Source organism: Arthrobacter sp. 2RAF6, assembly GCF_052115205.1.
In the GTDB taxonomy this organism is placed as follows: Bacteria; Actinomycetota; Actinomycetes; order Actinomycetales; family Micrococcaceae; genus Arthrobacter.
The window spans coordinates 51,220-70,478 of record NZ_JBFRGF010000013.1; the positions used below are offsets into that span (position 1 = coordinate 51,220).

A 19,259-nucleotide genomic window follows, 5' to 3' on the forward strand; every position below is an offset into this window, starting at 1 on the left:
GGGAAGAGAAAGGGTGCTTTGCGGCCTACTTGAGGCTGCCGAGTGACAGGCCGCCCTGCCAGTACTTCTGGAGGGTGAGGAATGCCACGACGAGGGGAATGATGGAAATGAACGAACCGACGACGATCAGGCTCCAGAGCGAGTGGCCGCCTCCGTTGTTGGACGAAGCCAGCTGCTCCCAGAGCCCGATGCCCACGGTGAGCGGATAGAGCCTCTCGGTGGACAACATGGCCAAGGGCAGGAAGTAGTTGTTCCAGGTCCCAACGACGGAAAGCAGCAGGACTGTCACGAGCGCTGGCCGAAGCAAAGGCAAGGAGACTTGGAAAAAGGTGCGTAGTTCACCGGCTCCGTCCACTCTGGCTGCGTCGAGCAACTCGTCAGGCACTGCTTCTGCGGTGTATACCCGCATCAGGTAGACGCCGAAGGGGCTAAGCAGCGACGGCAGGATGACTGCCCACACAGTATCGGTCAGCTTGAGGTTGGACATCAGGATAAATGTCGGGATGACCAGTGCGGTCATGGGGACCATCACGGCACCGAGCAGTAATGCGAACGTAAGGTTCCGGCCCCGGAACTTGTACTTGGCGAAGCCGTAACCTGCCAGGACCGAGATTGCCGTCGCTCCCAAACCACCGCTGACAGCGTAGAGCAGCGAATTACCCAGCCACTGCACATACTCCCCGCCGTTGTAGGCGAAAAGGTCCTGGATGTTCGCGATGAGGTTGAAATTCTTGTCGAACCACATAGCCCCTGAAGAGCCTGCGAAAAGTCCTTGGGCGTCTTTCGTGCTGGCAACGAACAGCCACCAGATGGGAGCCAGGAAATACAGGACAAGTACGCCAAGAAAGACATGAGCCACCACATTGCGGCGATGGGACCTCGACAACCGGGTCGCTGCCGGGAGATTTGTTGTTACTGCGCTCATGAGAGGTTGCTCCCTTTCTTGCGGGTGGCGAACATGAAGATATACACCGCGATGAACACGACGATGCCGAGGGAGAAGGATATGGCCGAGGCGTAGTTGAACTGGGCGTATCCGAAGGCCAGGTTGAATGCGTAGATGTTCGGGGTGAAATCCGGGGTAATGCTGCCATTGGCTACCGGCCCGAGGATTTGCGGCTCGGAGAAGAACTGCAGCGTCCCGATCAGCGCAAAGATAAGAATGAGCACCAGGGCCGAAGAAACCAGGGGTATTTTGATGCGAAAAGCAACTTGCCTTTCGGAGGCGCCATCAATCTTGGCGGCCTCGTAGAGCGTCGGATCAATTCCCTGCAATGCCGCGTAAATGATGATCATGTAATAGCCGGCCCACTGCCACGTCACAACGTTCAGCAGGCCATAGAAGACGTTGTCCTGACTGAGCAGGAAGGGCGCCGACGCGTGGAACAGGGAGAACAGCTGCTGAAGGGGGCCGAATATCGGACTGTAGAGAAACCCCCACATCAGGGCTCCGATGACGGCGGGCACTGCGTACGGCAGGAAGATCATGAGCCGGGAGAACCTGGCGAACCGGGTGGTGAGGTGGTCGAGCACGAGGGCGGCCGCCAGGGAGACGGCCATTTGGACCGGAATGAGGACCAAGGAGAAGCGGACCACGAACCAGACGCCCTTGAGGAACTGTGGATCCGAGAAAGCGTGGAGATAGTTCTCCAAACCGCTGAACCGCGTACCTGTCGCCAGGCCCTTGGTGAACAGGCTGAGGTAGAGGGCGTAAGCAAGCGGAGCCAGAAGGAACGCAACGAAGACTACGCCGAACGGCGCGATGAAGAGCCATCCGGTCCTGGCCCGGCGTGCATTCATCTTGTCGCTGCGGGAGCGGGTTCTGTCTTCGGGCGGGGGCGTGGGATTCAACTTGTCCGGCGTGGGAATGTGTGGCAACGACGTCACCGTTGACCCGTGAAATGCCATGAGCTGTCCTGCAACTTTCTATTGATCGATTCGGTCCCGTTCCGCCCGGCGGGCCAGCGGAACGGGAGGAGCTGTCAGTTGACCGTGAACCCCTGGCTCTTCGCGTAGTTCACCATGATGCCCTGCAGCTCGGTGGCTGCTTCGTCCCCGCTGACTTTGCCGGCGTTGATCTTGACCGTCTCGGCCTGCAGTTGCGCGTAGTAGTAGACACTGAACGGGCTGTAACTGAATCCCTTGTAGGCATTTTCGGCCGGTATGTAGATGTCCTTGTTGGCGGTCTGGCCGCCAAAGAAATCGACGGCGTTGTTGGTGAACGCGTCCGACTTCAGCACATTCTGGTTGAGCGGGAAGATTGTCTGGGTCTTCCAGCCATCCGTCAGCGAGGTGTCGTCGGCGTAGAGGCCCTTGGCGACTTCCGCGGCGAGCTTCTGGTCACCCGCCTGTGAGGTGACGGCAAACGTGGATCCTCCCCAGTTCACGGAGACAGGGTTGCTTGGATCCCATTGGGGGAGCGGCGCCGCAGCGAATGTTCCTTTCTCGTTGCCCTTACCCACTCCGGATCCGGTGAGGTAACCGGGAGCCCATGCCGCCGAGATGTACGTGGCGTATTTGCCGCCGATCATTCCTGAGATGTAGTCGGTGGTGAACTGGTCCTGGGTGGCTACGAGGCCCTTTTTCACGAGCCCTGCCCAGTAGTTCAGCACGTCCTTGGCCGGCTGGCTGTCGAGGTGAATGGAGATGTTCTTCTGGTCCGCCAGATCATAAGTGAAGGGAACCGCGCCCTTCTGGGCCATGAGCGCGGTCAGGGCGGCAGGGACATTGCTGCCAAGATCTCCGAATGCAGGGCCGCCAGCGTCCTTGACCTTCTGCGCGGCCGTTTCGTACTCCGCCCACGTGGTCGGTGGCTTGATACCGTACTTGTCCAACACGTCCTTGCGGTAGATCATGGCCATCGGACCGCCGTCGACCGGAATCGCGTAGACCGAATCGCCCTGCGAAACGTCCTTCCAGGAACCGGCGCTGAAGTTCTTCTTGACGTCTCCGGCGCCGTACTTGCTCAGGTCGACAAGTGCGTTCTGCAATTCAAATCCCGTCAGCTGGTCCGCCTCGAGCATGATCACGTCAGGGGCTCCCTTGCCGGCCTGGATGGCTGTTTGGAACTTCGCATACTCCGGGCCACCCTGGCCGGCGACGGTCCAACAGACCTGGACATCCGTGTGGGAGTTGTTGAAGTTGTCGACGACCGTGGCCATGTTGGGGTACCACGCCCACACGGAGACCTTCGGAGCGTCGGCATGGACAATCTTGTTGGTGCAATTGGTGGTGTTGGAGCCCGTACTGGCGGCATCCGCGCCGCCACTGCACCCTGCCATTGTGGCGGCCAGGGCAGCGGCTGACACTGCTGCTGCGATTGCTTTCTTGTTCACGTAGTTTCCCTTCGGTCGTGCATGGACGTCGTCGTCGGAGGTAGGGCAGTGCGGGTAGGCCGTCCTCCAGCCAATGGATGCTGGTGGGACCCGGACGGTCTCGGCAGATGGGGGTAAGAGGAGATTCCCAAGTGTTTACATCGATGTAAGTAATCGTTGTAAATCCATGATGATGTGACCGGACTTACATGTCAAGAAGAAATTAGGCGGAGTCTTGGGCGGGCCGGATCGCCGTGGACTCCCGGCTGATGACCTTGAATCCTGCTTCAAACTCGCGGGCGGGTGTCGCTTCGGCTGCGCCGTCGATGCGTTCCAGGAGCATCGCGACGGCGGTCTCGGCGATCTCCCGCCGGCCCGGATCTATGGTCGACAGGGTCGGTAGCGAATACCGGGTCTCGTCGATGTCGTCGAAGCCGATGATTGCCACATCCCCAGGGATCTTCAGTCCGGCGTCCTGCATGACACGCATGGCGCCCAGGGCGATGGAGTCGTTGAAAGCCACGACACCGTCGAATTCCAGCCCGGACTCCAGGACCTGCCGCATGGCCTGGGCCCCGTCGGAGCGGTGCCACGACTGGACGTCGATTGCCAGTTCATCCCGGTAATCCAGCCCCGCCTTTTGCAAGGCGCGGCGGTAACCTTCCAAGCGAAGCCCGGCTGAACCAATGACTTCATTTCGGTGGGCACCAAAGGCGAGTAGTCTCGTTCGTCCGCGTTGCAGCAGGTGTTCCGTAGCTGCTTGCGAAGCCTCAATGTTTTGCATGGTCACATGGTCCGTGGGGCCGTGAAAGATCCGCTCGCCCAGGAGGACCATGGGAGTCGGGATGTCGATGAGGCCCACGTCCTCCTGGCCCAGGCCGAGCACGCTGTACAAGACACCATCGACCATTCGCATCCGGGGGCCATGCAGGATCTCAAGCTCGCGAGCCCGGAGGCCTCCACTCTGCTCGATGATCACGACTTTCCCCCGCTTGGAGGCGGCCGTCATCACTGCGTCGGCAAGTTCAGCAAAGTATGCGTTCTTCAAATCCGGGATGATGAGGCTGATGACGTCCGTACGACCGGACCGCAAACCACGCGCCGAGAGATTGGGCTGGTAGCCAAGTTTCTCGATGGCTAGCAAAACCCGCTCGCGGGTCTCGGCTTTGATGTTTGGATGGTCATTGATGACGTTCGACACCGTCTTGATTGACACATCGGCCGCTTGGGCCACATCCCGCATGGTAGTTGCCACTTTTCCTTCTTCCGCGCACGTCGGCGTCCGTCCTAAGCTGAAGATTACAACGTTGGAAAGCGTTTGGGTCGGAATGAAATGGGTGGATGATGTCTGCATGAGCCAAGACAGCGGTCCCCGTCAGGATTTCTTCACCCGGTTCACCACCAGGGTGGCCAAAGTTCTCGGCCACGCCTGGGTGTTCAGCGCGGCAGTAATCATTCTCATCGTTTGGGCGTTTACGGGACCACTTTTAGGATTTTCGGATACGTGGCAATTGGTTATCAATACCGGCACCACCATCGTGACGTTCCTGATGGTCTTCATCATCCAGAACACCCAAAACAGAGACAGTGCCGCCCTCCACGTGAAGCTTGACGCTGTGATGGGTGAACTCCAGATCACCAACTCCAAGCTTTATGAGGCTGAAGACGAGGGCGAGAAGGAGCTTGAGGAGCAGCGTCGACGTATTGAGGAGCAGGCTGAGTCCGATTGATCTGACCGGAGTCTTGGACCGGGGGCGCGGTTCCTACATCAGCCACTGGACTGAGACGTTCATCGCGAACAGGGCATTTGTCAGCGGCGCTAGTATCGACTCGTCGGCCTCCATGCGGTGCAACGTCTCGACGAATTCATCTATCTGCATGGTGGTGAACCCACCGTCCCGGAGTTGCTGGATGGCAAGTTCGGTATTCTGTTTCCGGGTGTTGCTGAATCGCGGGTTGACCTCAGGCATTGCCGGTTCCGAATCCATTGCCTTGACTTACCCCCAAACTTTCCCTGTCCGTAGGACGCTCCTCGCAAAGGGCATTCATGCATTACAAATGCTACTATCCCATGTCCTGTGGGGCGCACTGCCGGTATTGGAAGGTCTTTCGGGAACCGCTCCAGGAAGAGAAAAGTCCGCGGAGTTGCATTACATCCGATGACGGGGCCGGCTTCCGCGTATATGCTCCGAGCAGCGTTCGGCTACCAGGGGGCACTATGAAGCGCAGAGGTTGTTTGCAACGAAAGCCGATTCTCCTGCTTCTCATTGGAACGGTGCTGACTTCGTGTGCGTCCGTGCAAGGGCGCGAGCCGCGAACGGCCACACCCACGCCGCGCGAGACCGTCACGGCGAAGCTCGGGATCGGCGCCATGGGGTGCAGCAGTGACGCCGGCTCTCAGCAACAGTGGTTTGTGGATTTCGTGATGCGGCCTATTGAAATGTCATTTAGCCAAGGCACGCTCAACTGGAAGAGCGGCACCGACACTCTCATTTTCAAAGGCAAGTAAGGTGGCCCGTGACCCTCGCCGCGTGCACTGGATGGAGCTGTTCTTCGACCTCGTTTTTGTGGCCTTCGTAGGGCAGCTTGCGCGCGGGATCCACGGCGATCCTGGATGGGCCGAATTCGGCACGTTCGTCCTGCTTTTCTTTCCGGCGTGGTGGGCCTGGGTGAACATAGTTTCCGTCGTCAACCTCCTGCCTGGTTTGTCGTCCCGGGCGCTGGGAGTCGCGATGCTCGCTGCCATGGCAGCGGCGAGCGTCATGGCCGCCGCGGCGCCCGGCGCCTTTGGCGAACGGGCCTGGGCTTTTTCGCTGGCCAATGCTGCCAGTCGCGTGGTCCTGCTGATCTTGTGGCTGTACCAACACCGCGAAAATTCGGCCGAAACTCCGTGGCGCATCTGGATCTACAACGGCGGCACGGCCGTCCTCTGGCTCATCTCGGCCTTCTTGCCGCTCCACGTCGCTGTCATTCTGTGGGCTGCCGCGATCGTGGTGGAGGTTGGCATGGTGGCCGTTGGCGCCCGCCTTTGGCCGGACAGGGGCATCGGTGGAATCAACATCGAACACGCTTCCGAGCGGCTTGGTTTGTTCGTCATCATTGTCCTCGGCGAGTCCATATTCACGATCGTCACTGAGGTGTCTGACGATTGGGGGCCGGGCGCCGGGCTGGTCGGCGCGCTCGGATTCCTCGTTGTTGCCCTGCTCGGTTGGGCATTCTTCCAATACGGCACCGGGACCATCACCGCGGGGCTCGAGCGCCTGCAGGCCCGGTCCGATTTCGCCGGAATACTTCAGACCACCTTGTTCATGCCGTTTCTCCTGGTGCTGGGGGTGACCGCGATCGCCGGGGCGATCGCGACCGCGATTCCGGCACCCTATGAGCACTTGCCATTGGGTTCAGGGATTTCGCTCGGCGGAGGTCTGGCCCTCTTCTATGCGTGCAATGCAATCGTGTCACTTCGCTATGGCCAGCCTCAGCGCGCAGTGCTGCCATGGGCTGTTCCCACAGTAGTGATCGCCATCTTGCTCATACCGGTGAGCGCTGTGGTTCCCGGCGCCATCGTTTTGGCCCTTGCCGTGATTGTCCTGCTCCTTGTCACGGCCTACGTCGAGATTCAGAGGCGACGCCACAAAACCCCAACTGGCTGACAGTTGTTGTCGTTCCGGGGCCTCAAAACGACAACAACTGCGAGTCAGTTGGGGGTGACGCGCGCCTCCCTCACCGCCTACCCGTTGATGACCTGGGGTACGCCGAGGGCTTTGAGGCCTTCGGTGCCGAATTCGAGGCCGTAGCCGGATTGCTTGGCGCCGCCGAACGGGATGCGGGGGTCCACGGCGCCGTGCTTGTTGATCCAGACGGTTCCGGCCTCGAGACGGGCAGCGACGCCGCGGGCGGCTTCCAGGTCCGGGGACCAGACGGAGGCGCCGAGTCCGACGTCGAGCGCGTTCGCCATCGCGACCGCCTCGTCAACGGTGCTGTAGCGGATGATGGGCAGGGCGGGGCCGAACTGTTCCTCGGCAACGAGAGGGTTGTCGTTGTCGATGTCGGCCACGAGGGTGGTGGGGTAGAAGTAGCCGGGCTGGCCGGTCTCGGGGTTGCCGCCGAGCAGGATCCGGGCGCCGGAATCGCGGGCGGCCTCCACAAGTTTCGCGACAATGTCGTACTGGGCGCGGTTCTGCAGGGGGCCCAGGACGTTGTTCTCGTCGAGACCGTCGCCCATGGGCATCGCGGCGGCGACAGCGGCGAGTTCGGAGCACACTGCCTCATAGAGCGAGTCGTGGACGTAGAGGCGCTTGAGCGCGGCGCAGGTCTGGCCGGTGTTGATGAAGGCGCCCCAGAAGAGGCCTTCGGCGATCGCCTTGGGGTCGGCGTCGGGCAGGACGATGCCGGCGTCATTGCCGCCCAGTTCCAGCGTGAGGCGTTTGACCGTGTCCGCGCTGGAGCGGATGATCGCCTTGCCGGTGGCGGTGGAGCCGGTGAACATGACCTTGCCGATGGCCGGGTGTTCGGCCAGGCGGGCGCCGACGTCGCGGCCGCCGGAGACCACCGACAGCAGGCCTTCGGGGAGTTCTTCGTTGATCACGGCCGCCAGGGCGAGCACGGACAGGGGCGTGTATTCGGAGGGTTTGACGACGACGGCGTTGCCCATGCGCAGGGCGGGGGCGATCTGCCAGATGGTGATCATCATGGGCCAGTTCCAGGGTCCGATGGCGCCGACGACGCCGATGGGCCGGTAGTGCAGCACTGCTCGGGTTTCGCCGTCGTCCACCACGGTTTCCGGGTCCACGGGCGTGTTGGCGGCGGCACGCAGCCACGCGGCGCAGGCACCGACTTCGAAGCGGGCGTTGGGGCCATTCAAAGGCTTGCCTTGCTCGCGGGAGAGCAGTCGGGCGAGTTCTTCGGCGGAGCGTTCGACGGCGTCGGCGGCCTTGAGCAGCGCGGCGGACCGGGCGTCGTGGCCCAGCGCCCCCCACGCGGGCTGGGCCGCTGCGGCGGCGCCGATGGCACGTTCGAGGTCCTCGACAGTGTGAACGGGAGCCTCGCCGACGGGGGTGCCCGTGGCGGGATCGAGGATGGTCCGGGTTTCGCCGGTGATAGGGGTGATTGAAGCCAGGAGGGCATCGTAGCTTTCCAAGGGTTTACTCCACTCTGAGTTGGTATGGGTTTCGAAGGGGCGGGGTTCTAAAAGACGGGGCGTCAGACGGCCATCAGGATCATTGCGCCCAAGGCACCCGCTGAAGAGATGGCCTCAAGCGATGCAGATGCGCGACGACGGTGTCCGCGCCCGGTTCGTCGAAGCGTTCGGGCCGCCAGGACGATCGAGTAGGCGATGACCGCTGCCGCGAGGGCGACTGCCAGGACCGGGTTCGCTCCACCAAGTCCTGAATGCCCATGTGCTGCGTGTACTGAACTCGATGAGGCGGCAGAGGGAAGGGTGGTGACGAGAAGGGCGAACATGGCCACCATGGACAAGGAACGGTGTATTTCCATGCCGCCGCGGCGATCCTTGGGCAGAAGCATCAGCGGAAGAGGCGAAGTGAGAAGCAGCAGCAGGCCCCACACTACGCCCGGAACCATGCCCGGCCCGACGGTCGTGTCGGCCATCGCCACCAGCATGAGCGCCATCGGTCCCCACTGGCTGAGGTTTCTGACCAGGCCTTCGCGCATCGGACTCCAGATTCCCAAGGCGCAGCAGGCCAGCATGACTATCGAAAGGGTCGTGTGCATGTTGTTCACTGATCATCAGTCCCGGCGCTACAAGTCTTCTTCGTTGCCGAGGTGGACGGCCGCTGGCCCCTCTTCGCCGTGCCCGATCCGCCGATACACGGCGGGGTTGCTCCGGCGGAGGCGGAATGCCCAGGCGACCCCCACCAATCCGGGCACGATGATCGTGGCCGGCAGGATGAACGTCAGGGCATTCGTCTCGTTTTGGCCCAGCAGTACGTTGAAGTTGACCACGATCAGAACGAAAATCACGGCCAAGAGCACGAACCCCAAGGCAGGGGCGATCACGCGGGTCCAGATTCCAGCGTCATGCTTGTTCTTGCGGAAGAAGCCAATGACGGCAAGCGAAACAACGGTCATCAAGAGGACAAGTCCCATCGCGCCGTCGTTCGTCAGCCACGTGAACATGGTCAGGACAGGGTAGAGGTCGCCCAGCGATGATCCGGTCCCCGCGATGGCGAACGCCACCGTGACCACGACTGCGATCACCGTCTGGGCGATCGACCCGGCGTAGGGGGCGCCGCTGTGCCGCCGAACTGCACCCAGCTTTCGGGGAAGGACTTGCTCCCGGCCAAGGGAGAAAAAGTAGCGCGCCGCGGCATTGTGGAAGCTGACCAAGGCGGCGAAGAGGCTGGTGACGAAGAGCAGGCGGGCCAGGTCGGCGAGAAGGACGCCGGCGTGGTCACTGAGGAAGCCGAACATCAGGTCCGGTCCCTGTTTGGCCGACGCGTCAACCACCGCGGACGGTCCTGTTCCGACCGCCATGGCCCAGGACGAAACCGCGTAGAACAGGGCGATGATGGCGACGGCGGTGTAGGTTGCCCGGGCTACGGTGTGCTTGGGGTCCTTGCTTTCCTCGCTGTAGATCGCGGCCGACTCGAATCCCATGAACGCCGCGATGCCGAAGGAGAGGACTGCTCCTACGCCCGGTACGAAGAGGCTCTGCAGAGTGAGCGGCGCTCCGCTGACTCCCTCAGGCGCCACCGCAAAGGACACGACGTCGTAGACGATCACGACGAGGAACTCCAGGCCGACGAGCACCCCGAGGACCTTCGCTGACAGGTCCACCCGGTTCACGCCGAGGAATGCGACGACGGCGATGCAGACCAGCACCGGAATCCACCAAGGGACGGTTGCGCCGAAGCGTTCGTTGATCAAGCTCGAGACGGTGAAGCCGAAGAGGCCATAGATGCCGACTTGCATCAGGTTGTAAGCCATCAGGGCGACCATGGAAACCCCGACGCCGACCGGCCGCGAAATGCCCTGCGCTACGTAGGAATAGAAGGCGCCGGCGTTGACGACGTACCGGCTCATTGCCGCGTAGCCGACGGCGAACACGGCGAGGGTTCCGCCGAGCAGGAGGAAGGACAACGGCACGCCGGTGACCCCGGTGACGGCAAATGTCGTCGTGACCCCGCCGGCGAGAACAGTGAGCGGAGCCGACGCGGCGATGATCATGAAAGTCACCGCGGGGACGCCGAGACGGCGTCGATGGTGGTGCGGGTGGCCCACCTCAGTGGTCTCTTTCCCGGTTGTTAAACTCATTTTTGGGCCTCCATATGGCAGTGGCCGCCTTCAGCGGGCTTCGACGCGGGCACGTCGAGGACGGGGCTCCGATCGAAGAAGCCTTCGGGGCGCAGTTTGAATCCCACCGTGTCGACGGGCATGATCGGCCAGTCCTCGGGGCGGGGGAAGTGGGTCAGCCCGAAGGTGTGCCACACGACGATGTCTTGACCGTCGATGTCCCTGTTGCGGGCAATGTAGGACGGCAATCCTGCTCCACCCGAATGCTGATTGACGAAGTCGCCGCTGGGGTAGCGCTCATTCTCGTCGTAGCGCGTCACCCACAGGTCCTTCGTTGCGAATGCTGCACGCTGGGCGATGGATGATTGGGGGTCGGCCAGGAGCATGGGATGCCCTTGTCCGTGGAGCTTGTACCCCACGGGGTCGCCCAGGCGGTTGAGTGATTCGGGATTGGAGATGATCCAGGCCCGTCCGGCCGCCATGTCGGACTCGCGCACAGCCTCCGATTCGTTCTTGAGCACAGTCCGACGGCGCGAGAAGGCGTTGCCGCGCTCGTTGCCTTCCCCCATGGGTACGCGGACGGCATCTTCTTCCTCGACCCTGTTGCTTAGGCCGTCAATGGCGAAGTCCAGTCGGGCGCTGAAAAGGTGCTGGTGGAAGGGGGCCCCAAGGCCCGGTGCGAGCTCCGAGGCGTACGGGTAGCCTTTTCCGGGGTGGGCGCTCGTGAAGACGACACCGGTTGCCTTGGCTTCGAACTCGATGGTGCCATCGAGGTAGAGGTACCAGTAGAAGCCGTAGTCGTAGTTGCCGATGGTCGTGAAGAAACTGATGACGAGCCTACGGTTCCGGCGAGTGTAGTTCACGCCGCTCCAGAGGTCGCTGTGCTTGGCGAGGATGCTCCAATCCTCTTCGTGCATGCAGATTCCGTTGCGGATTTCCCGTGGCCGGCCGAACGAGTCGCTCACTACCGGGCTGAGGTAGGTGATTTCGCCGAGGCAATCGCAGCCGAGCTCGAGCGAGTTGGCGTATTGGCCCACGAGGTATTCGCCGGTATCGAAGTAGTTCTGCCAGGAGCGCACAGGGGAGGGGTCGCCGTAAGGCACCACCATTTCGGCGATCGAAGCACGCTTGAGGATACTGCGGCGGCGATCGACGTCGTCGAACGCTACATTGTGGAGAACGACGCCTTCCCGGACATCGAAGCCGATGTCCAGGCTCCATTTCTCCCACTCGACGTGGTTTCCATGGTGGACGCTGAAGCTTGGACCTTCCGGCTGGGTGATGTGGATCGGCTTCTGGGTGGTGCGCATCGCTCCAGTGAGCTCAGGGTCCGTGAAGTTGCCGTGTTCTTCCGGCACCGGAACTGGCCCGAAATCCAAGACCTGTTCGACCGTCTTGCTGACGACGTCGACGTAGGCAACCAGCCCATCCACGGGGTGGGCCCAGGCGCTGTCCCCGGGGAACTGCTGGACGAAAGCCAAGCCGCGCAGAATCCGGCGGCCTTTCTCCTCCGGGTACTCGAAGACCCCGGCTGACAGGGGAGCGACCCTGACCTTGCTGACATCGAGATTCCGGTCAGCCAAGGCCTTGAGCCATCGCTCATCCTGGGCGAGGATCTCTTCAACCACCTCGAATTCTTCTTCGATGACGGGAAGCTCGCCCGTTACTGAGGTGTCGAGTTCGACCTTGGAGACGACTTCCTGGTGTGTCACAGAGACCACGACGTCTTGTGCTACACCGGATGAAACGTTGTGCAGGAACGCCCTGAACCTGCGGTCCGGAGTCCCCGATTCGCGCGCTCCTGAATCGCGAGGGGGGTCAAGCAAGCCAAGGTAGGCGATCCGGATGGATTCGTCGAAGAGTCCGGCGCCGGCCAAAATGGCCCTGACCGCCGTGATGTCTTCGGCACTGGTCAAGGCAAACGGAGACGGTCCGGCAAACGCAGCCATTTCGGCGATTTCTGGAGAGGAAGTTGTGCTCATGGAAGGCCTTTGTGAGTGGCGATTTATTTTCTATGTGTGTAGAGAATAGCATCGTGTAATCTGAGTCACAACGGTTGTAGAAAAAAAGATTTGGGGAAACGTGCCGAAGATCGTAGACCACGACAAGCGCAGGGTGGAGCTTGTCGAAGCCACGTGGCGGATCATCGCCAGCCGGGGGATCGAGGGTGCCACGATGCGCGAGATAGCAACCGAAGCAGGCTTTGCCAACGGTGCGCTCAAGCCGTATTTCCCCACGAAAGACGATCTCTTGACGTTTGCTTTCGGCCACGTCTTCAATCAGACGAATACCCGCATGAGCGACTCCACAGCCGGCCTGCGGGGCCTGTCAGCATTGCGCAGCTATTGCCATGAAATTTTGCCGCTCGACGCCGAGAGACTCAACGAAGCGCGAATCGCGATCGCCTTCTGGCAGCGCGCACTGACGGACCCGGCGAAGGCCGCCTTGCATGATTCCTCGATGGAGCAATGGCGTGAGGCCCTGTTCGACAAGCTCCGCGAAGCGAGGGAGCTTGGCGAACTGAAGGAGGGACTGAACGACGACGACATCGTTGGCGGGATCATGACGTTCGCGCTCGGTGCCCAGATCACGGCCACGCTGACGCCCGAACACCACTCGGCGGATCAGCTACGGTCCCAACTGGAGACCTATATATCGCTCATTTCATCCGAAAAAGGCGATCTCGTGCCGACGGCGGGATCGAAAGGATCCGCTTAGCGGCGCAAGGTGCTCTGCCTCGCCACGAGTTCCGGCGTGAACACCACTTGGCTGTGGACGTGACCGGGTTCGTCGTCGATTTCGTCGAAGAGGAGCTGGGCGGCACGCTCGCCGATCAGCTGCCTCGGCTGACTGATGGAGGTGAGCGGGATGCTCGACTGCGAGGCAAAATCGATGTCGTCAAACCCGACGATGGCGATGTCCTCGGGCACGCGGAGCCCGTTCGCGGCGAAGGATTGCAAGAGACCTAGAGCCAATTGATCGTTGGCGGCAAACACGGCGTCCGGGCGCTTGTCGGACTGGAGATTGGACATAAGGTCTCCAATCCGGCGCCCGCGTTCAAATTTCAGATCCGGCGTTTCGAAGAGTTGAAGCGGGACTCCGGCACGTGCTGCCGCATCGGCGGCACCCCGGTAGCGGTCCTCGACCTGCTGCAGCGTGAAGGGGCCGCCGACGAATGCCGGGCGTACCGAACCCACGCTGACGAGATGCTCCAGGGCCGCGGCGCCGCCGGCAACGTCGTCCACTGATACCGAGCAGAACTGATCCATGCTTGCGAGCCTGTCGACGAGTACGGAGGGGATACCCCGGTCGCGCATTCTTTCGAGCCGCTGAAGAACTTGTCCGAACGGAGTGATCAAAACGCCTTGGACGCGTTGCTGCTCGAACAGATCCAGATATGCCAGCTCGCGGCCGGCGTCTTCGGCACTGTTGGCCAGGATCAGGGAGTGCTTGTGGCCTTCGGCGACGTTTTCAGCGCCCAAAGCGACATCGGTGAAGAAGGGGTTGCGCACGTCCAGCACCAGCATGCCGAGGCTCCTGGTGGATCCTGAACGCAGCGAGCGGGCTGATTCGTTCCGCACGAATCCCAATTCCTCGATGGCGGCAAGAACGCGGCTCCTCTTGTCGAACGACACCTGGTCCGGCCTGTTGAGGACATTCGAAACCGTGCCGACCGAAACCCTCGCAAGGGCAGCGACGTCTGTCAGCTTTGCTCCCGGGCCGCTTGGCACGCTGAACCTCCCGTTGATGAATCGAATCAAACCGTTTCATCAATATTAGGTCCTTCATCTTGGCTATCCTCGGGATTGACTGTTGACACGCCATGGAAGCAGGCCCTACCGTGTGAGTAGTTTCTTGAATGAATCGATTCAAGACGAATTGGCACTGCTGTTCGAAGACGACACACAGGCAACAGAAGGAACAACAATGAACACCACGGAAACGGCCCTGGGCCGCCTCGGGGAACTGGCCATCGAGGTTCCCTCGTGGGCCTACGGCAACTCGGGCACGCGATTCAAGGTGTTCGGTACGCCCGGCACCCCGCGGACCATCCAGGAGAAGCTGGCCGACGCCGCGAAAGTCCACGAACTGACGGGCCTCGCACCGACAGTGGCACTCCACATCCCTTGGGACAAGGTGGATGACTACTCCGCCCTGCGCGAGTATGCAGAGAGCCTTGGCGTCGGGCTGGGGACGATCAACTCGAACACGTTCCAGGACGATGAGTACAAGTACGGCTCCCTGACGTCCTCGGACGCGGCTGTGCGGCGCCGAGCGGTCGACCACCACCTGGAGTGCATCGACATCATGCACGCCACCGGCTCCCGGGACCTGAAGATCTGGCTGGCCGACGGCACCAACTATCCCGGCCAGGACGACATGCGCGGCCGCCAGGACCGCCTCGCGGAATCCCTGCAAGAGATCTATGCGGGACTCGCCAAAACCCAGCGCCTGGTCTTGGAGTACAAGTTCTTCGAACCGGCCTTCTACCACACCGACGTTCCGGACTGGGGCACCTCTTACGCCCAGACCCTTGCCCTGGGGGAGAAGGCCTTCGTCTGCCTGGACACCGGCCACCATGCCCCGGGCACCAACATCGAGTTCATCGTCATGCAACTGTTGCGCCTGGGCAAGCTGGGCTCCTTCGACTTCAACTCGCGCTTCTACGCCGACGACGACCTGATCGTCGGTGCCGCGGATCCCTTCCAGTTGTTCCGGATCATGCACGAGGTCATCCGCGGCGGGGGCTTCGGAAAGGATTCGGGCGTCGCCCTCATGCTGGACCAGTGCCACAACCTGGAGGAGAAGATCCCGGGCCAGATCCGCTCCGTGCTCAACGTCCAGGAAATGACGGCCCGCGCCCTGCTCATCGACACGGATGCACTGGCCGAGGCGCAGCGCGAAGGGGATGTCCTGGCCGCGAACGGCATTTTCAACGATGCCTTCTACACGGACGTCCGGCCGATGCTGGCCGAATGGCGTGAATCGCGTGGCCTGCCCGCTGACCCGATGACAGCGTTCAAGGCCAGTGGCTACCAGAAGAAGATCAACGAGGACCGCGTGGGCGGCCAGCAAGCCGGATGGGGCGCTTAGGCATGAATATGCAGAACACTGACGTGCAGAACACAGACAACAAGACCGTTGAAGAACTGATCGCCCGTTCCAACCGCCTCGGCGCGGACAAGCGGAACACGAACTTCGCCGGCGGCAACACCTCCGCGAAAGGCACGGAGACGGACCCGGTCACCGGGGAAGACGTCGAGCTGTTGTGGGTCAAGGGTTCCGGCGGGGACCTGGGCACCTTGAAGCCCGGAAACCTGGCGGTTTTGCGCCTGGACCGGCTGCAGGCACTCAAGGCCGTTTACCCCGGCGTCGAGCGTGAAGACGAAATGGTGGCCGCGTTCGATTACTGCCTGCACGGCAAAGGCGGCGCCGCGCCGTCGATCGATACCGCCATGCATGGACTCGTGGACGCCGCGCACGTGGACCACCTGCACCCGGACTCGGGCATCGCGATCGCGACGGCGGTGGACGGCGAAGCGCTGACGTCCAAGATCTTCGGTAACAAGGTGGTGTGGGTTCCCTGGCGCCGCCCCGGCTTCCAGCTGGGACTGGACATCGCGGCGATCAAGGAAGCCAACCCGCAAGCCATCGGCACCATCCTGGGCGGCCACGGCATCACCGCGTGGGGCGAAACGAGCGAGGAAGCCGAGGCCAACTCCCTCTGGATCATCGAGCAGGCCGAAGGCTACATCGCCCAGAACGGCAAGGCCGCGCCTTTCGGCGCCAAACTCCCCGGCTACGCCGCGCTTCCGGAAGCCGAACGCAAAGCCAAAGCCGCAGCCTTGGCCCCGGTGATCCGCGGCCTCGCTTCGGCCGACAAGCCGCAGGTGGGCCACTTCAGCGACGATCCGCGTGTCCTGGAGTTCCTCGAAGGCGCCGGGCATCCCCGCCTCGGGGCGCTGGGCACCTCCTGCCCGGACCACTTCCTGCGCACCAAGGTCAAGCCCCTCGTCCTGGACCTGCCGGCCGACGCCGGCATCGAGGAGAGCATCGCACGCCTGAAAGAACTCCACTCGGCATACCGCGAGGACTACCAGGCCTACTACGACCGCCACGCGGACGAAAACAGCCCGGCCCTGCGCGGCGCGGACCCGGCCATCGTCCTGGTCCCCGGCGTCGGAATGTTCTCCTACGGCAAGGACAAGCAAACAGCCCGCGTCGCGGGCGAGTTCTACCTGAACGCGATCAACGTCATGCGCGGTGCCGAGGCCATCTCCTCCTACGCCCCGATCGAGGAATCCGAGAAGTTCCGGATCGAGTACTGGGCCCTCGAGGAAGCCAAGCTCGCGCGGATGCCCAAGCCGAAGTCGCACGCCACGCGCATCGCTTTGGTGACGGGCGCGGCGTCGGGCATCGGCAAGGCGATCGCTACCCGCCTCGCCGCGGAGGGCGCCTGCGTGGTCATCGCGGACCTCAACCTGGACAACGCGCAGGCAGTCGCCGCAGAACTCGGCGGTCCTGACGTCGCCATCGGCGTGCGGGCAGACGTCACCGACGAAGCCCAGATCGCGGCCGCCATCCAGGAAGCCGTCCTGGCTTTCGGCGGACTCGACCTGGTGGTGAACAACGCGGGACTGTCCATCTCCAAGCCGCTCCTGGAGACCACGGAGAAGGACTGGGACCTGCAGCACAACGTCATGGCCAAGGGCTCGTTCCTGGTCTCCAAAGCCGCGGCGAAGGTCATGATCGATCAGGGCATGGGCGGGGACATCGTCTACATTTCCTCGAAGAACTCGGTATTCGCCGGCCCGAACAACATCGCCTACTCCGCCACCAAGGCAGACCAGGCCCACCAGGTCCGCCTGCTGGCCGCTGAACTGGGCGAGTACGGCATCCGCGTCAACGGCATCAACCCCGACGGCGTCGTCCGCGGCTCCGGGATCTTCGCCGGCGGCTGGGGCGCCAAACGCGCCGCCGTCTACGGCGTCGAGGAGCAGGAACTGGGCAAGTACTACGCCCAGCGCACCCTGCTTAAGCGCGAAGTCCTGCCCGAGCACGTGGCCAACGCCGCGGCCGTGCTGACCAGCAACGAACTCTCGCACACCACGGGCCTGCACATCCCGGTGGATGCGGGCGTCGCCGCGGCCTTCCTGCGATGAACGTGCAAGCTACTGTCGGCGGCGTTTTCGCTGCGGTCGATATCGGTGCGTCCTCGGGCCGGGTCATGCTCGGCCGCGTGGGCGGGGGTAGCGTTTCGCTGGAAACGGTGCACCGTTTCCCTAACGGTGTCGTAGAGCTCGACGGCGGACTCCACTGGGACTTCGACGCTCTGTTCGAGGAGGTGCTCAAGGGACTTGCGGCGGCCGCGGAAACGGCCGCCGCGAGCGGGGAGCGGATCGCCAGCATCGGGATCGACACGTGGGCAGTCGACTACGGACTCGTGGATGCCTCCGGCAAGCTGATCGCGCAGCCGTTCAGCTACCGCGACGAGCGCGGCCGCACCGCCATCGCGGACGTCCACAACGTGCTGGACCCGGCACTGCTCTATGCCACCACCGGACTGCAGTTCCTGCAGTTCAATACGCTCTACCAGCTCGCCTCCGAACGTGCACTGCGCGACGTCCAGGCGTTGCTCATCCCGGACTTGATCGCGTTCAAGCTCACCGGCCAACGCCGTACCGAGGCCACGAATGCTTCCACCACCGGGCTTTTTGACGCCGTCGCGGGGGAGTGGGCAAACGACTTCTTCAAGCCGCTCGGCCTGCCCAAGAACCTGTTCCCGGACATCATCCAGCCGGGCGAGACCGTAGGCACGCTGCTGCCGGAGATCGTGGCCCGAACGGGCCTCGAAGCGGAGACCGCGGTGGTTGCCGTGGGCTCGCACGACACCGCCTCGGCCGTGGCAGCCGTTCCGGCCCGGCAGGAAGACTTCGCCTACATTTCCTCCGGCACCTGGTCCCTCGTGGGTGTGGAATTGGACAGCCCGGTCCTCGATGAAGCAAGCCGCTTGGCCAACTTCACCAACGAGCGGGGCGTCGACGGCACCATCAGGTACCTGCGCAACGTCGGCGGCCTGTGGTTGCTCAGCGAATGCCAACGCACCTGGGCCGCCCAAGGGCATCGGCAGGAACTAGCCGCGCTCCTGGAGTCCGCGGCTGCACTTCCCGCCGGAGGCCCCCAGATCAACGCCGACGATCCGGTGTTCATCGCGCCGGACAACATGCCGGACCGGATTCGGTCCGCGGTTCGCGCCACCGGCGAGGTCCTCCCGGACCGGCCGGCCGCCGTCGTGCGCTGTATCCTGGACAGCCTCGCCGCCGCCTATGCCAGGACCCTGGCACGCGCCGAAGAACTGTCCGGCAAGCAGACGTCCGTGGTCCACATCGTGGGCGGCGGCTCGCAGAACAGGCTGCTGTGCCAGCTCACCGCGGATGCCACCGGCAAGAAGGTTGTGGCTGGCCCCGTGGAAGCCACGGCGCTCGGCAACGTCCTCATCCAGGCCCGGGCGGCAGGAGCCGTGACGGGAGGCCTGTCCGAACTCCGGGCGCTCGTGAGGGCAAGCATCGGGCTTGAAAGCTACGAACCGAAACTGGCACTTAAGAGTCCCCAGGGCCGGCGCCCTGTTGTGCCGCAGAGCCCCTCGGTAAACTTAAGAGGCGCCTAAGAGACGCAAGGTTGGTTGCGGGAAAG

The 19,259-nt window shown here is 62.7% G+C and carries 17 protein-coding genes; 7 read left to right on the top strand and 10 right to left on the bottom strand.

The window, feature by feature from the left end:
* Positions 1 to 25 precede the first annotated feature (25 nt).
* From AB4Z38_RS11420 to AB4Z38_RS11435, 4 genes are all read right to left on the bottom strand, one after another.
* A complete protein-coding gene (locus AB4Z38_RS11420) occupies positions 26 to 925 on the bottom strand; it encodes a carbohydrate ABC transporter permease (protein WP_441429810.1) in 900 nt (299 codons plus the stop codon).
* Complete coding sequence (locus tag AB4Z38_RS11425) at positions 922 to 1,908, bottom strand: carbohydrate ABC transporter permease (RefSeq protein ID WP_441429811.1); 987 nt, start codon at positions 1,906 to 1,908, stop codon at positions 922 to 924. Before AB4Z38_RS11425 ends, AB4Z38_RS11420 begins: the two co-directional genes overlap by 4 nt.
* Before the next feature lie 74 nt (positions 1,909 to 1,982).
* Positions 1,983 to 3,335: an ABC transporter substrate-binding protein gene (locus tag AB4Z38_RS11430; protein WP_441429812.1), complete on the bottom strand. Its 1,353-nt coding sequence runs from the start codon at positions 3,333 to 3,335 to the stop codon at positions 1,983 to 1,985.
* Positions 3,336 to 3,537: 202 nt separating this feature from the next.
* Entirely contained in the window at positions 3,538 to 4,569 is a 1,032-nt protein-coding gene (locus AB4Z38_RS11435) for a LacI family DNA-binding transcriptional regulator (RefSeq protein WP_441429813.1), read from the bottom strand.
* A 97-nt stretch (positions 4,570 to 4,666) separates the two neighbouring features.
* Between AB4Z38_RS11435 and AB4Z38_RS11440 the strand changes: the two genes are divergently transcribed.
* Positions 4,667 to 5,044: a low affinity iron permease family protein gene (locus tag AB4Z38_RS11440; RefSeq protein ID WP_441429814.1), complete on the top strand. Its 378-nt coding sequence runs from the start codon at positions 4,667 to 4,669 to the stop codon at positions 5,042 to 5,044.
* Between the two features lie 33 nt (positions 5,045 to 5,077).
* Here AB4Z38_RS11440 and AB4Z38_RS11445 read toward each other — a convergent pair whose 3' ends face one another.
* Positions 5,078 to 5,284 (bottom strand): hypothetical protein, encoded by a 207-nt coding sequence (locus AB4Z38_RS11445; RefSeq protein ID WP_441429815.1) that lies wholly within the window; start codon positions 5,282 to 5,284, stop codon positions 5,078 to 5,080.
* A gap of 248 nt (positions 5,285 to 5,532) precedes the next feature.
* On the opposite strand from AB4Z38_RS11445, the gene AB4Z38_RS11450 reads away from it, so the two are divergent.
* Together AB4Z38_RS11450 and AB4Z38_RS11455 are read left to right on the top strand one after the other, a co-directional pair.
* On the top strand, positions 5,533 to 5,823 hold the full coding sequence (locus AB4Z38_RS11450) for a hypothetical protein (protein WP_441429816.1): 291 nt from the start codon (positions 5,533 to 5,535) through the stop codon (positions 5,821 to 5,823).
* 1 nt (position 5,824) lies between these two features.
* Positions 5,825 to 6,964, top strand: coding sequence for a low temperature requirement protein A (locus AB4Z38_RS11455; protein ID WP_441429817.1), 1,140 nt, complete (start codon positions 5,825 to 5,827; stop codon positions 6,962 to 6,964).
* Positions 6,965 to 7,041: 77 nt separating this feature from the next.
* On the opposite strand, the gene AB4Z38_RS11460 is transcribed toward AB4Z38_RS11455, so the two are convergent.
* From AB4Z38_RS11460 to AB4Z38_RS11475, 4 genes are all read right to left on the bottom strand, one after another.
* Positions 7,042 to 8,451, bottom strand: coding sequence for an aldehyde dehydrogenase family protein (locus AB4Z38_RS11460; RefSeq protein ID WP_441429818.1), 1,410 nt, complete (start codon positions 8,449 to 8,451; stop codon positions 7,042 to 7,044).
* Between the two features lie 62 nt (positions 8,452 to 8,513).
* Entirely contained in the window at positions 8,514 to 9,044 is a 531-nt protein-coding gene (locus AB4Z38_RS11465) for a hypothetical protein (RefSeq protein ID WP_441429819.1), read from the bottom strand.
* Positions 9,045 to 9,071: 27 nt separating this feature from the next.
* The gene (locus AB4Z38_RS11470; protein WP_441429820.1) at positions 9,072 to 10,586 is read right to left on the bottom strand and encodes an APC family permease; all 1,515 of its coding nucleotides are present in this window, start codon (positions 10,584 to 10,586) and stop codon (positions 9,072 to 9,074) included.
* The gene (locus tag AB4Z38_RS11475; RefSeq protein WP_441429885.1) at positions 10,583 to 12,514 is read right to left on the bottom strand and encodes a primary-amine oxidase; all 1,932 of its coding nucleotides are present in this window, start codon (positions 12,512 to 12,514) and stop codon (positions 10,583 to 10,585) included. Before AB4Z38_RS11475 ends, AB4Z38_RS11470 begins: the two co-directional genes overlap by 4 nt.
* A 133-nt stretch (positions 12,515 to 12,647) precedes the next feature.
* On the opposite strand from AB4Z38_RS11475, the gene AB4Z38_RS11480 reads away from it, so the two are divergent.
* Positions 12,648 to 13,283, top strand: a complete 636-nt coding sequence (locus tag AB4Z38_RS11480; RefSeq protein ID WP_441429821.1) for a TetR/AcrR family transcriptional regulator — start codon at positions 12,648 to 12,650, stop codon at positions 13,281 to 13,283.
* Here the strand turns inward: AB4Z38_RS11480 and AB4Z38_RS11485 are convergent.
* The gene (locus AB4Z38_RS11485) at positions 13,280 to 14,296 is read right to left on the bottom strand and encodes a LacI family DNA-binding transcriptional regulator (protein WP_441429822.1); all 1,017 of its coding nucleotides are present in this window, start codon (positions 14,294 to 14,296) and stop codon (positions 13,280 to 13,282) included. The two genes, AB4Z38_RS11480 and AB4Z38_RS11485, sit on opposite strands and share 4 nt — an antisense overlap.
* 196 nt (positions 14,297 to 14,492) lie before the next feature.
* Here AB4Z38_RS11485 and rhaI point away from each other — a divergent pair, with 196 nt between their 5' ends.
* From rhaI to AB4Z38_RS11500, 3 genes are read left to right on the top strand one after another with little or no spacing between them, the layout of a single operon-like run.
* Positions 14,493 to 15,659, top strand: coding sequence for an L-rhamnose isomerase (gene rhaI, locus AB4Z38_RS11490; protein ID WP_441429823.1), 1,167 nt, complete (start codon positions 14,493 to 14,495; stop codon positions 15,657 to 15,659).
* A gap of 2 nt (positions 15,660 to 15,661) precedes the next feature.
* Complete coding sequence (locus AB4Z38_RS11495; RefSeq protein WP_441429824.1) at positions 15,662 to 17,728, top strand: bifunctional aldolase/short-chain dehydrogenase; 2,067 nt, start codon at positions 15,662 to 15,664, stop codon at positions 17,726 to 17,728.
* On the top strand, positions 17,725 to 19,233 hold the full coding sequence (locus tag AB4Z38_RS11500) for a rhamnulokinase (protein WP_441429825.1): 1,509 nt from the start codon (positions 17,725 to 17,727) through the stop codon (positions 19,231 to 19,233). Before AB4Z38_RS11495 ends, AB4Z38_RS11500 begins: the two co-directional genes overlap by 4 nt.
* The last annotated feature ends 26 nt before the right edge of the window (positions 19,234 to 19,259 follow it).